We start from the raw sequence: 14,017 nt of genomic DNA, 5'->3' as shown, positions 1-14,017 counted from the left end.
AACAGAAGCGCGGGCCCGCCTAGGCGCTTCGGGATGCCTGGCCCAGCCCATCCGCCTTTCCCGGTTGGCGGCGATGGTCTAAAGCCCGCATAACTTCTGTCTTGCTTGGGTCTTGCCGTGACTGCTTCTTCCTCCGCTCCGCTCTTCCTCGGTATCGATACCGGAGGCACCTATACCGATGCGGTGCTGTGGTCAGACACGGGCAGCAAAGGCACCGTGGTCGCCAAGGCGAAGTCGCTGACGACGCGACACGACCTTGCTGTCGGGATTTCCGGCGCGGTCGGGCAGGTGCTGGAACAGACCGGCGCCGATCCTGCCTCGATCAAGCTGGTGTCGATGTCGACCACGCTCGCCACCAACGCATTGGTGGAAGGGCAGGGCGGACGCGTTGCCCTGATCATGATCGGCTTCGGACAGGCCGATCTCGAGCGCGACGGGCTGAAGACAGCGCTCGGCACGGACCCGGTGTTGTTCTGCCCCGGCGGGCATGATGTGCATGGCAATGCCGCGGTTCTTGACCTTTCCGAACTGGAAGCGGCGCTGCCGGAGCTGGGCCGTTCGGTCTCGGGTTTCGCCGTCTGCGCTTATTTCGCCACCCGCAATCCCGCGCATGAGCTCGCCGCACGCGAGCTGATCCGCGAAGTGACTGGGCTGCCGGTCACCTGCAGCCACGAACTGTCGTCGAAACTCGGCGGGCCGCGCCGTGCGCTGACCACTTTGCTCAATGCACGGCTGATCGCCATGATCGACCGGCTGGTCGCGGCCACCGAAGGGTTCCTGGTCGAGCGCGGCATCGCGGCGCCGCTGATGGTGGTGCGCGGCGACGGCGCGCTGGTTTCAGCCGATTTCGCGCGCCAGCGGCCGATCGAGACCATTCTTTCCGGGCCGGCCGCCTCTCTGGTCGGTGCCCGCCACATGACCGGGGTGGACGACGCCGTCGTCTCCGACATCGGCGGCACCACGACTGACGTTGCCGTGCTGGACAAAGGCCGGCCACGGCTCGATCCGGAAGGCGCTACCGTCGGCGGTTTTCGCACCATGGTGGAAGCCGTTGCCATGCGCACTTTCGGGCTCGGTGGGGATTCAGAGGTCACCCTCGAAGAGGGCGGGCTGACGCCGAGGATCCAGCTCGGACCCCGCCGCGTCGTGCCTCTGGCGCTGGCCGGCCTTGCCCATGGCGCGGCGGTGATCGACGAACTGGAACGGCAACTGCGCGCACCCAATCCCGGCCGCATGGACGGACGCTTTGCGGTACGCACCGGCGTGCCGGAGCGGCTGGCGGCGGGGCTGACCGCGCCGGAGGCCAGGCTCTATGAGGCGATTGGCAGCGTGCCGCTGCCGATCGACCGACTGCTCACCTCCAACGCGCAGAACGCGACGCTGAGCCGGCTGGTGGCGCGCGGGCTGGTCCACATTGCCGGTTTCACGCCTTCGGATGCCGCGCACACGCTTGGCAAGCAGGCCAACTGGCACGCCGGCGCTGCTCGTCTTGGCGCCGAACTTTTTGCGCGCCGAAAGGATGGGCGCGGCCAGCCGATCGCCGCCTCGCCCGAGGAGATTTCCGAACGGGTGTTGGTGGCGCTGACGCGGTTCTCGGCGGAAGTCATCCTGGAAACGGCCTTTTCCGAGGACGGGCTGGACGGCGCCGCAACCGTGGCGCACGCGCTGGTGCAGCGCGCGGTCGACGCTCATCCGGGCATTGCACGGTTGACCGTGGCGCTCGACCGTCCAGTGATCGGCCTCGGTGCCTCGGCGCCCCTGCATTATGCAGCGCTGTCTCCGCTGGTCGGCAACGATTGCGTGGTGCCGGTCGACACCGACGTCGCCAATGCGTTGGGGGCGGTGGTCGGCCAGGTGCGGGTGACGGCGGAGGCGCGGGTGAGCCAGCCGAAGGAAGGGCTATTCCGGGTTTCGTCCGGCGAGGGTGTGCGCGACTTCACCAGGGAAGAAGAAGCCATGGCAAAGGCGGAAGCCGATGTGCGCAAGCTTGCCGCTCTGCGCGCCGGGGAAGCCGGCACCGACACCGCCGAGATCGACGTCGCGCAGGATATCAGGGCATCGGTCGTCGAAGGTCAGCGCATGTTCATCGAGGCGCATATCGTGGCGACCGCAGCCGGGCGGCCGCGTATCGCGGCGTGAGGCCACAGGTTTAAAGCGGTACTCGGCCTACTTGAATATGCGCAAAATCGCACCGCGTTGTTTGTGGCAAACTCTAAATCGATTGTTTTCCAGCGACACCCGGTTTGCGACTGACGACGAATTGACCGGGCGGCGCTGACATGCCAAAGCCCGCCCCATCCCTGACCAACCGTGCACGGCTGGTCAGGCTTGTTATTTGCCGCAGGTTCCCACCGCAAAACCGTGGGACACTTTGCGGAACCTGCGTGGCCGCCCAGCTCCCAGGCGGCATTTCTGGAGACTGTATATATGACCGATCGGATTGAGATCGCCGGATTGCAGATCGCCCGCGAACTCCACGACTTCATTGCCAATGAGGCAGTTGCCGGCACTGGCGTGGACGCGGCCGACTTCTGGACCGGCTTTTCCAAACTGGTGCATGATCTCGCGCCGAAAAACCGCGCGCTCCTGAAAAAACGCGACGACTTCCAGGAAAAGATCGACCGCTGGTATCGCGACAACGGCGCGCCGGTCGATCTCGCCGCCTACAAGGATTTCCTGAAGGAGATCGGCTACCTGCTGCCGGAAGGTCCGGCCTTCAGCGTCTCCACCGAGAATGTCGACCCGGAAATCGCGGTTGTGGCCGGTCCGCAGCTCGTCGTGCCGGTGATGAATGCACGCTATGCGCTGAACGCCGCCAATGCGCGCTGGGGTTCGCTCTATGACGCGCTTTACGGCACCGACGCCATTCCCGAGACCGACGGCGCCGAGAGGGGCAAGCACTACAACCCGAAGCGCGGCGAAAAGGTCATTGCCTGGGCGCGCGATTTCCTCAACGAGGCCGCACCGCTGGACGGCGCCGCCTGGCAGGATGCGCGCTCCTTCACGGTGACCGGCGGTGCGCTGCGCGTGTCGCTGAACGGCGGCCGCACCACGGGCCTGAAGCGGCCGGAACAGTTCGCCGGTTATCTCGGCGAGTCGGCCAGCCCAGGCCAGTTCCTGCTTGCCAACAACGGCCTGCACATCGAGATCCTGATCGATCCGAACTCGACCATCGGCAAGAACGATGCCGCTCATATTTCCGACATCTGGCTGGAATCCGCGCTCACCACCATCATGGACTGCGAGGATTCGGTCGCGGCCGTTGATGCCGAGGACAAGGTCGTCGTCTATCGCAACTGGCTCGGCCTCATGAAAGGCGACCTGGCCGAAGAGGTGAGCAAGGGCGGCAAGACCTTCACGCGCAAGCTCAACCCCGACCTCGACTATACCGCGCCGGACGGTTCGACCTTTCCGCTGAAATGCCGTTCGCTGATGCTGGTGCGCAATGTCGGTCACCTGATGACCAACCCGGCCATCCTGCTCTCCGACGGCGCGGAAGTGCCTGAAGGCATCATGGACGCCGCCATCACCGCGCTGATCGCGCTGCATGATGTCGGCGAAAACGGTCGCCGCGCCAATTCGCGCGAAGGCTCGCTCTATGTCGTGAAGCCGAAGATGCATGGACCGGAAGAGGTTGCCTTCGCTGTCGAGATCTTCGACCGGGTCGAGAAGCTGATCGGCATGAAGGCCAACACCATCAAGATGGGCATCATGGACGAGGAGCGGCGCACCACCGTGAACCTCAAGGAATGCATTCGCGCCGCCAGGGAACGCGTGGTGTTCATCAACACCGGCTTCCTCGACCGCACCGGCGACGAGATCCATACCTCCATGGAGGCCGGCGCGATGCTGCGCAAGGGCGACATGAAGCAGGCCGCCTGGATCTCGGCCTATGAGAACTGGAATGTCGACACCGGCCTGGAATGCGGTCTCGCCGGCCATGCCCAGATCGGCAAGGGCATGTGGGCGATGCCCGACCTGATGGCGGCGATGCTGGAACAGAAGATCGCCCATCCCAAGGCCGGCGCCAACACCGCCTGGGTGCCGTCGCCGACAGCGGCGACGCTGCACGCCACGCATTATCACAAGGTCGATGTGCACGCGGTGCAGGAAAGCCTGAAGAGCCGGCCGAAGGCCAAGCTCGACGACATCCTGACGGTTCCGGTGGTCAAGCGTCCGAACTGGACGCCGGACGAGATCCAGCGCGAGATCGACAACAATGCACAAGGCATTCTCGGCTATGTCGTGCGCTGGATCGACCAGGGCGTCGGCTGCTCCAAAGTGCCGGACATCAACGATATCGGCCTGATGGAAGACCGCGCGACGCTGCGCATCTCCTCGCAGCACATCGCCAACTGGCTGCACCACGACATCTGCTCGCACATCCAGGTGCTGGATTCGCTGCAGCGCATGGCGGTCATCGTCGACACGCAGAATGTCGGCGATCCGAGCTATCGTCCGATGGCGCCGGATTTCGATCAGTCCATCGCCTTCCGCGCCGCCTGCGACCTGGTGTTCAAGGGCCGCGACCAACCGAACGGCTATACCGAGCCTGTTCTGCACAAGCGTCGGCTCGAGCTGAAGGCCAAGCAGGGCTAGCGGCTGTCGAAGAACTGGTGGGTGCGTCCTTCGAGGCTCGCCCGCCAGATGTCATGCTCACTTTCGAGCGTTTTGCGGGCTCGCACCTCAGGATGAGGGCCGCTGTGCGACGGCGTTCAAGATTCGAGACGTTGCGGAACTTGTCGCCAATGCGCGCCGCCTGATGTTCAAGGGCCAGGATCAATCGAACGGCTCACGGAGCCGGTGCTGGATGAGCGTCGCCTTGAGCTGAGTGCCAAGTAGGGCTAACGGCTGTTGAAGGAACCTGTGGTGCGTCCTTCTAGGCTCGCCCGCGAGATGTCGCGCTCACTTTCAACCGTTTTGCGGGCTCGCACCTCCGGACAAGGGCCGTCGCATGATCGCGGCCAGGTTCCACAACGTCTCGAAGCTTGGACGCCGCTGCACCGCGGCCTTCATCCTGAGGTGCGAGCCCGCAGGGAGCAGCAGGCGCAATCCTGGGCGGGCGAGCCTCGAAGGAAGCACCAGGCCTCGGCAGGCCGAGTGATCCAACATCAAGCCGGCTTGTAGCCGGCGCGGCGATCGGTTAGGCGAAGCTGACATGAAACTGCTCGCCGTAGATTGCTCTGCCAGCCTGTGCGCCGCTTGTGTCTATGACACGGCGACGGACCAGCTTGTCGGCCGGCATGTGCTCGATCTCGGCAAGGGGCATGCCGAGCATCTGATGGCAGTCATCGACACCGCCCTGGCGGGAGCCGGCGTCACCTACGCCGATCTCGGCGCGATTGCCGTCTCGACCGGCCCAGGCTCTTTCACCGGCATCCGCGTCGGCGTGTCGGCCGCGCGCGGTCTGGCGCTCGCACTGAAGGTCCCGGCGATCGGCGTCACCACGCTGGAAGCGCTGGCGGCGGAAGCCGCGAAGTCCTTTCCGGATCGTGCCGTGCTCGCCGTGCTCGACGGCGGGCGCGGCGAAATCCATGCCGCTCTGTTTGGCGCGGATGGTGCAGTCCTCCACGGTCCTGCCATTGCCACTTTGGAGGAAGCCTCCGGGATGGCCAGGAACAATGCGGCCGTGCTTGTCGGTACGGCAGCGGAAACGGTTGCTGCTGCAGCAGGCGGCGGGTTCGATCTTGGTCCGTTTGCGGCCACCGCCGACATCGCCACCTATGCGCGTCTGGCTGCGCTGAAGGAGCCTGGCGAAAAACCCAGGCCCGTCTATCTGCGCGACGCGGACGCCAAGCCGCAGGCAGGCTTTGTTTTGCCGAGGGCCGGCTGATGCGCATTCCGTTCCTATCGTCGCGCCGTCGCGAATATGCGCTGGACCCGCTGACGGTGGCCGATGCCGCCGCCGTTTCTTCATTGCATCAGGAGGATTTCGTGCGGCCGTGGACCGACGGCGAATTCGCGACGCTGCTCGAACAGGACACTGTTTTCGGTTTCGCTGCCCGCGAGGTCGGCCACGGTGCCGAACCGCCGGTCGGTTTCGTGCTGGCCAGGCTCGCCGCCGGAGAGGGCGAGATCCTCACCGTCGCGGTCGCCCGCACGCACCGCAGGCAAGGCCTCGGCTGGCAATTGATGGATGCGGTGTTGCGCAATCTGCATGCCGAACGTGCAGAGGCATTGTTCCTGGAGGTGGACGAAACCAACCTCGCAGCGCTGACTCTCTACCGCCGCCTCGGCTTCCGCGAAGTGGGCAAGCGCCCGAATTATTATCGTTCTCCCGAACATGGTCCCACCGGCGCGCTTGTCATGCGCCGTGATCTCCGCTAGCGCCTTCATGCCGCAATCGGGGACGTGATGGTCGGAAAAATCAGGACAGTTCTGGCCTTCGCTTATGTCGTGCTGGCGACTTTGGTGCTGGTGCCGCTGCAACTCATCTCGATGAAGACGGGCTGGTGGCCGGAAACCGTCATCCTGAAGATCTGGCATCGCGCCGTGGCGCGTGCTCTTGGCCTTCGTGTCCATGTGCACGGCACTTTGTCCAATCAGCGGCCGCTGCTGGTTGCTTCCAACCACATCTCGTGGACGGACATCCTCGTGCTGGGCTCGCTGGTCGATGTGAAGTTCATTGCCCGCGCCGATATGGAAAACTGGCCGGCGATCGGCAAGCTGTCGAAGCTGCAGCGTACGGTCTTCATCGAGCGCGAGCGCAAGCGCACATCCGGTGACCAGGCCAATGAGATCGCGGGCCGGCTGGCCAAGGGCGATGCTATGGTGCTGTTCGCCGAAGGCACCACCGGTGACGGCAATATGGTGCTGCCTTTCAAGACGACGTTGTTCGGTGCTGCTTCCATGGCGATTGCCGAGGGTGCGGCGGACGAGGTGTTCATCCAGCCGGTGGCGATCGCCTATACCCGCCTGCATGGCGTGCCGCTCGGCCGGCGCTGGCGGCCGGTTGCGTCCTGGATCGGCGATCAGGATCTTGGCCCCCACCTCATGACCTTGCTCGCCGAGGGGGGGCTCGATGTCGAGGTGCATTTCGGTGAACCTGTGGCTTTTTCCAAACGCTCCAACCGCAAGGAGACGGCTCGCGTTGTCGAGGCACGGGTGCGCGGGATGATGCAGGCAGCACTCAGCGAACCCGTGAAGTAGGGCTGTTGGCGGAAACGGCTGTTTTTCGGGATCGAAAAGCGTTAGAAGCCGCCGCATGGAACTGGAAACGCTTTCACCGAACCCGGAAAAGGGTGCCGAGACACCTCAGCCGAAGAAGGTCTTCGTCAAGACCTATGGCTGCCAGATGAATGTCTACGACTCGCAACGCATGACCGATGCGCTGGCGGCTGACGGCTATGCCGAAACCAATGTCATCGAAGACGCTGATCTTGTGTTGCTCAACACCTGCCATATTCGTGAGAAGGCAGCCGAAAAGGTCTATTCCGAGCTCGGACGTATCCGCGAACTGAAGAATGAGAAGGCAGCCGAAGGCCGCGAGATGCTGATCGGCGTCGCCGGCTGTGTCGCCCAGGCCGAGGGCCGCGAGATCATCCGCCGCGCTCCGGCCGTCGATCTTGTCATCGGCCCGCAGACCTACCACCGCCTGCCGGATGTGCTCGCGCGCGTTCGCAACGGTGGGCGTGTGGTCGAAACCGAATATGCCTTGGAGGACAAGTTCGAGCACCTGCCGCAGCCAAAGCGCGCGCAGGTCGCCAAGCGCGGAGTTGCCGCCTTTCTCACCGTGCAGGAAGGCTGCGACAAGTTCTGCACCTTCTGCGTGGTGCCCTATACGCGCGGTTCGGAAGTATCGCGGCCGGTCGCCCAGATCCTTGCCGAGGCGGAGCGTCTGGCCGAGGCCGGCGTGCGCGAAGTGACCTTGCTGGGGCAGAACGTGAATGCCTGGCATGGCGAAGGGCCGGATGGCGCCGAATGGGGACTGGGCCGGTTGCTCTATCGCCTGGCTGAAATCCCCGGCATCGCTCGCCTGCGCTACACCACCAGCCACCCGCGCGACATGGATGACGAATTGATTGCCGCGCACCGTGACCTGCCGACCCTGATGCCATATCTGCATCTGCCGGTGCAATCGGGCTCGGATCGCATCCTCAAGGCCATGAACCGCCGCCACAAGGCGGAGGATTATCTGCGGCTGATCGAGCGCGTGCGCGCCGCCCGTTCCGACATTGCGATGTCGGGCGATTTCATCGTCGGTTTTCCTGGCGAGACCGATGCCGATTTCGAAGACACGATGCGACTGGTACGCGAGGTCGGCTACGCGTCCGCCTTCTCGTTCAAATACTCGCCGCGTCCTGGTACCCCAGGGGCGGAAATGGATGACCACGTTCCGGAACAGCTGAAGGACGAGCGCCTGCATACGTTGCAGGCGTTGCTGGTCGAACAGCAGCAGGCGTTCACCGCTTCGATGGTCGGCCGCACCATGACGACGCTTATCGAGAAACCCGGCCGTCAGGCCGGCCAGAAGGTTGGCCGTTCACCTTGGCTGCAGCCGGTGATTGTTGATGAAAAGGTCGGCGAAATCGGTGACATTATTGAGGTGCGAATCACGCGGCCGGGCTTCAACAGCCTGTACGCCGAACCTATCTGAGTTGTGGGTCAAAATGACGGGTCAGATGAGGAGAGACGTTTGAGCGCCACGGAACTGAAGAACGTGCCCCCAAGCACTGCATCCGGGGCCTCGGACATGGCGCATATCGTCCTGACCTTCGATAACAACAAGCTGGCCAGTGCGCTTTACGGCCAGTTCGACGAGAATCTGGCGCGACTTGAGCAGAAGCTCGGCGTCGATATCCGCTCGCGGGGCAATCAGCTCACCATCAAGGGTTCCTCGACCGCGGCCGAACAGGCGCGACGTGCCTTGGACAACCTCTACGAGATCCTGCAGAAAGGCGCCCATATCGCGCAGTCGGATGTGGATGGCGCCGTGCGTATGGCGGTTGCCGCCGACGACCAACTGGTGCTGCCGACGATGGAACGCAAGGGCAAGGTATCTGCCGCACAGATTTCGACCCGCAAGAAGACGATCTATGCCCGTTCGCTGAATCAGGACGCCTATATGCGTGCGCTGGAGCGTTCGGAGCTGGTATTCGGCATCGGTCCCGCCGGTACCGGCAAGACCTATCTGGCGGTCGCGCACGCGGCGATGCTGCTGGAGCGCGGCATGGTGGAACGCATCATCCTGTCGCGGCCGGCGGTCGAAGCAGGTGAGCGGCTGGGCTTCCTGCCGGGCGACATGAAGGAAAAGGTCGATCCCTATCTGCGACCGCTCTACGACGCCCTTTACGACATGATGCCGGGCGACAAGGTGGAACGTGCCATCGCGGCCGGTGTCATCGAGATTGCGCCGCTGGCCTTCATGCGTGGCCGCACGCTGGCGCATTCGGCCGTCATCCTCGATGAGGCGCAGAACACCACCCAGATGCAGATGAAGATGTTCCTGACGCGTCTGGGCGAGAACTCGCGCATGATCATCACCGGCGATCCGACCCAGATCGACCTGCCGCCCAACACCAAGTCGGGTCTGGTCGAAGCGCTGCGCGTTCTGGACGGGGTTCCCGGCATCGTCACGGTGCGCTTCGCCGACGGAGACGTCGTGCGTCACCCGCTGGTAGCCGAGATCGTCCGGGCCTATGACCGGGACGGCAAGGTTTCGCGCGGCCTGGGGGCAGACAACTGATCCTGCCAAGCATGCTCGTCTGCCAGGACAAGTTCCGATGACGTCGCCTGATCTGCCACTCGATATCGATCTTGCGGTCGAAGCTGGTGCTTGGCCGTCGGAAGCGGAGTTGCTCGCTCTTGTGGAGCGCGCCGTGGGTGCCGCCTTCTCCGAACTCGACTTGGTCGGGACGTCAGAGCTCAGCGTTATGTTCACCGACGATGCCGCCATCCGCGCGTTGAACGCGGAGTGGCGGGGCAAGGACAAACCCACAAACGTGCTGTCCTTCCCCGCTTTCCCGCCAGCCAAGGGTGGTCCACTCCCGCCGATGCTTGGCGATATTGTGTTGGCCGCAGAGACGGTGGCGCGCGAGGCGCAAGAGGAAAACAAGCCGCTTGAGAACCATATGACCCATCTTGTGATCCATGGCTTGCTGCATCTGCTCGGCTACGATCATGAGACCGACGATGAAGCTGACGAGATGGAAGCAGTCGAGCGCGCGGCGCTGGCAAGACTTGCCATTCCCGATCCGTATGCGTAACTAAACATTCAATTGACCGGACGACGATGAACGAGAAATCAGAAACTGCCGCCCCCACGGACGCCGGCAGTGCCTTAAAGGCTTCCGGAAAGACGGAAGAAACGCCCAGTCCGAGTACCAGCTCCGGCAGCTTAGCAAGCGAGTCTTCTCCTGCCGGCCCCTCCCTGTTTGAGCGCGTCCTGGGTCTTTTCCGCCAGCGCAATGGAACCTCACTGCGCGAGGAAATCGCTGACGCGCTAGCCGAGACAGAGTCTGGCACGGAATCCTTCTCGCCCGGCGAAAGGGCGATGCTCAACAACATCCTGCGCTTGCGCGAGGTTCGCGTCGAGGACGTGATGGTGCCACGCGCCGACATCCAGGCGGTGGAGATCGGAACGACCCTGGGCGACCTGCTGGTGTTGTTCGAGCAGTCCGGCCATTCCCGCATGCCTGTCTATTTCGAGACGCTGGATGATCCCCGTGGCATGGTTCACATCCGTGACGTGCTCGCTCACATCACGCGTCTTGCACGGGTCAAGAGGCCCGGTCGCGCCAGCCGCAAGACGCCGGCTGCAGCGCTGCTCGATCTTACCCAGGTTGATCTCGCGCGCACCATCGGCGAGCTCAGCCTGATCCGGCCGGTGTTGTTCGTGCCACCTTCCATGCTGGCTTCCGACCTCATGGGCCGCATGCAGGCCGCGCGGACGCAGATGGCCCTCGTCATCGACGAATATGGCGGTACCGACGGTCTCGCTTCGCTGGAAGACATCGTCGAGATGGTGGTCGGCGACATCGAGGACGAGCACGATGACGACGAGCCGATGATCACCCAGGCTGGCGACGGCATCTATGTGGTGGACGGCAAGGCCGAGATCGATGAAGTCACCAAGATGATCGGCGAGGATTTCGCAGCCGGCGAACATGGCGAATCGGTCGACACGATCGGCGGTATGATCTTCAACACATTGGGCCGTGTACCGGCGCGCGGCGAGGTGGTGCAGGCCGTGCCGGGTTTCGAGTTCCACATTCTCGATGCCGATCCGCGCCGCGTGAAACGCGTTCGCATCGTCGAAAGCCAGAAGGCGATCGAGCGCCGTCGTCGCGCGCGCGCCGAACAAGCGTAGAGATTCATATTTTATAGTTAGCCCTTGCGCTAAGTGTCTTGGAGTGATACTTAGCCTTATGGATCAGTATTCAGCACGATTGGACGGGATTTTTCAGGCGCTCGCCGATCCGACGCGGCGAGCCGTTCTGGTGGAACTCGGCAAGGGGCCGGCCACTATCAGCGACCTCGCAAAGCCGTTCGACATGGCGTTGCCGTCCTTCATGAAGCATATCCACTTCCTCGAAGGGAGCGGCCTGATCCGGACACAAAAGCAGGGGCGGGTGCGGACCTGCGCCATTGAAACCAAGCAGTTTGCGATGATCGAAAACTGGCTGTCGGCCCAGCGCGCGATTTGGGAAGGCCGCAATGATCGCCTGGAGCGTTTCGTTCTCGCCGAACAGAACAAGGAGAAGCCGGAATGACCGAGACCGTGAATCCCGAGACCGATCTGACGCTGTCACGCATCATCAGGGCGCCGCGTTCGGCTATCTGGAACGCATGGACCGATCCGGCAAGCTTCGCGCGCTGGTGGGTTCCGGCACCGGCCAAATGCAGGGTCGAGAAAATGGAGCTTCGTCCTGGTGGTGCTCTCGTCACGCGTATCAGCGAGGACGGTGGCCCGTTCCAGCCGCATCTCGACGCCTGTTTCCTGGCCGTCGACGAGCAGGAACGCATCGTTTTCACCAACGCGCTCACCGGAGGCTGGCGTCCCGCCGACCAACCCTTCATGACCGCGATCATCACGCTGCGCGAACATCCGCAAGGCACGGATTACACAGCCCATGTCATGCACAAGAGCAGGGCTGAACGAGACATGCATGAGGAGATGGGTTTCCACGACGGCTGGGGTACGGTTGCCAGGCAACTCGCCGAACTGGTCGAACCGGCGGAACGGCTTGCTCGGAAATCGGCTTGAAACCGTGTAACCGGCAGGGACGGCCCCTGCCGGTATTTGGAGCGCAGGGCACGGCCTGATACATCTGCGGCCATGATTCTCGCGACTCGGAAGAATGCATGGAGCGCCTCGCCGGCCGTATAATTCTGTTGTGGGGTTGGCGACGCGCGCTTGCGGCCTTTCTGGCCGGCGCGTTGGCGGTGTTCGGGCAGGCTCCCTACGATTTTTTTGCCGTCTGCTTCATTTCTTTTCCTGTCTTGGTTTGGCTGCTGGACGGCACCACAGGCGAAGCGTCGGGCGGCTTTCTCAGACGTCTGCGACCAGCTTTCGCGGTGGGCTGGTGGTTCGGCTTCGGTTATTTTCTGGCCGGCCTGTGGTGGATTGGCCAGGCGCTGCTTGTAGAAGCCGACGATTACGCTTGGGCGCTGCCCTTTGCGGTGGTCGGTATCCCGCTTTTGCTCGCCTTTTTCTATGGTTTCGGCACCGCGGTTGCGCGGCTGTTGTGGAGCAGCGGGCTGGGCCGAATTGCGGCACTCGCTTTCGGTTTTGCCCTGGCGGAGTGGTTGCGTAATTTTGTCCTGACAGGTTTCCCTTGGAACGCGGTCGGCTACGCGGCGATGCCGGTTCCCCTGCTGATGCAGAGCGTATCCGCCATCGGCATGAATGGCATCAACGCGTTAGCGGTTTTCGTCTTCGCCATGCCGGCACTGCTGGCGGGTCGGCGCGGTCTCGTCACGGGCATGGTGCTGGCGCTCGCTCTTGTCGCTGTGCATGTCGGTTTCGGTTACCTGCGGCTTACGACGCCGGTGCCTGCCGACAAGGCGCTCGATGTCCGTATCGTTCAGCCTTCGGTCGACATGCGCGAGAAATGGGACGCTTCGGTACGGGACCGTATCTTCGCAACCTTGCTCGGCATGTCGTCGAAAACACCGGATACTGGCAAAAAAAAGCCTCAGCTGATCCTCTGGCCGGAGACATCCGTGCCTTTTCTCTTCACCGAGAGGCCTGACGCGTTGACCGCGCTGGGCGACATGTTGGCCGACGGTCAGATGCTGATCGCCGGCGCTGTGCGCGAGGAAGGGGCATCGGCCAATGCCGGCGCGCGGTATTACAATTCCGTGGTTGCCATCAACGACAAGGGCGAGATCGCAGACGCTTTCGACAAGATTCATCTGGTGCCATTTGGCGAATATCTGCCCTTCGCGGATCTTCTGCGGCGTGTCGGCATCGAGCAGTTGGTTGCCGGGCCGACGATGTTTTCCGCCGGAAACGATCGCCGTCCGATTTCATTGCCCGGTGCAGTCCGGGGTCTGCCATTCATTTGTTATGAAGTGATTTTTCCTGAGGAAGTGGCAGTTGACGCTGCGTCAAGCCAGCTTATTGTGAACCTTACCAACGATGCATGGTTTGGCGATACTCCCGGACCATACCAGCATTTTCGTCAGGCACAGATACGCGCAGTGGAAAACGGAATGCCTCTGTTACGTGCGGCTAACAATGGCATCTCCGCAGCCGTGGATGCGCGCGGCCGAATCCTCGACGCGCTGGCCATCAATGCGCGCGACACCATCGATCTGAGCATCCCAGTTGCATCGTCGTCGGATGTCATCTCAGCCGGCCAACGACGCGTTAACGGATATCTGATTATGCTCGCCCTTGCCCTGATTGCTTTCGCCTTTTCCGTAAGGCACAAGCTACCGGCGAATTGACAGCCAGTATTTTAGAAACCCATTATGGAGTGGTTTGGCATCTTTCGCACGCTGTCGCTTTTTTCGAATGAGGTGGGAGCCGAGGTCAGAGGTTAGGCGTCAAAAACACAAGAAGCCGGAAGAA

At 62.9% G+C, this 14,017-nt stretch carries 12 protein-coding genes; all 12 read left to right on the top strand.

Annotated features, from left to right (window positions below):
- The first annotated feature begins 117 nt into the window (after positions 1-117).
- On the top strand, positions 118-2,139 hold the full coding sequence (locus L4923_RS10895; protein WP_239364728.1) for a hydantoinase/oxoprolinase family protein: 2,022 nt from the start codon (positions 118-120) through the stop codon (positions 2,137-2,139).
- Positions 2,140-2,427: 288 nt separating this feature from the next.
- Entirely contained in the window at positions 2,428-4,599 is a 2,172-nt protein-coding gene (locus L4923_RS10890) for a malate synthase G (RefSeq protein ID WP_239364725.1), read from the top strand.
- 559 nt (positions 4,600-5,158) lie between these two features.
- A complete protein-coding gene (tsaB, locus tag L4923_RS10885) occupies positions 5,159-5,833 on the top strand; it encodes a tRNA (adenosine(37)-N6)-threonylcarbamoyltransferase complex dimerization subunit type 1 TsaB (RefSeq protein ID WP_239364722.1) in 675 nt (224 codons plus the stop codon).
- Positions 5,833-6,327: a GNAT family N-acetyltransferase gene (locus L4923_RS10880; protein ID WP_239364719.1), complete on the top strand. Its 495-nt coding sequence runs from the start codon at positions 5,833-5,835 to the stop codon at positions 6,325-6,327. The genes tsaB and L4923_RS10880 overlap by 1 nt, the downstream gene beginning before the upstream one ends.
- Before the next feature lie 27 nt (positions 6,328-6,354).
- Entirely contained in the window at positions 6,355-7,149 is a 795-nt protein-coding gene (olsA, locus tag L4923_RS10875) for a lyso-ornithine lipid O-acyltransferase (protein ID WP_239364716.1), read from the top strand.
- 55 nt (positions 7,150-7,204) lie between these two features.
- Positions 7,205-8,596, top strand: a complete 1,392-nt coding sequence (gene miaB / locus L4923_RS10870; RefSeq protein WP_239364713.1) for a tRNA (N6-isopentenyl adenosine(37)-C2)-methylthiotransferase MiaB — start codon at positions 7,205-7,207, stop codon at positions 8,594-8,596.
- A gap of 96 nt (positions 8,597-8,692) precedes the next feature.
- Positions 8,693-9,685 carry a PhoH family protein gene (locus L4923_RS10865; protein ID WP_425530935.1) on the top strand — a complete coding sequence of 331 codons (993 nt, stop codon included), beginning with the start codon at positions 8,693-8,695 and terminating at the stop codon, positions 9,683-9,685.
- A 37-nt stretch (positions 9,686-9,722) separates the two neighbouring features.
- A complete protein-coding gene (ybeY, locus tag L4923_RS10860) occupies positions 9,723-10,205 on the top strand; it encodes an rRNA maturation RNase YbeY (RefSeq protein WP_239364707.1) in 483 nt (160 codons plus the stop codon).
- 26 nt (positions 10,206-10,231) lie between these two features.
- Positions 10,232-11,308: a hemolysin family protein gene (locus L4923_RS10855; protein ID WP_239364705.1), complete on the top strand. Its 1,077-nt coding sequence runs from the start codon at positions 10,232-10,234 to the stop codon at positions 11,306-11,308.
- Between the two features lie 58 nt (positions 11,309-11,366).
- Positions 11,367-11,711 carry an ArsR/SmtB family transcription factor gene (locus L4923_RS10850; RefSeq protein ID WP_239364703.1) on the top strand — a complete coding sequence of 115 codons (345 nt, stop codon included), beginning with the start codon at positions 11,367-11,369 and terminating at the stop codon, positions 11,709-11,711.
- Positions 11,708-12,205: an SRPBCC family protein gene (locus L4923_RS10845; protein ID WP_239364701.1), complete on the top strand. Its 498-nt coding sequence runs from the start codon at positions 11,708-11,710 to the stop codon at positions 12,203-12,205. Before L4923_RS10850 ends, L4923_RS10845 begins: the two co-directional genes overlap by 4 nt.
- 98 nt (positions 12,206-12,303) lie before the next feature.
- Positions 12,304-13,893, top strand: coding sequence for an apolipoprotein N-acyltransferase (lnt, locus tag L4923_RS10840; protein ID WP_239364699.1), 1,590 nt, complete (start codon positions 12,304-12,306; stop codon positions 13,891-13,893).
- Positions 13,894-14,017 lie beyond the last annotated feature (124 nt).

This window comes from Terribium retamae (genome assembly GCF_022347545.1).
GTDB classification, from domain to species: domain Bacteria; phylum Pseudomonadota; class Alphaproteobacteria; order Rhizobiales; family Rhizobiaceae; genus Mesorhizobium; species Mesorhizobium retamae.
The sequence above is the reverse complement of the archived record's forward strand: the minus strand, read 5'-3'. Positions and strand labels throughout refer to the sequence as shown.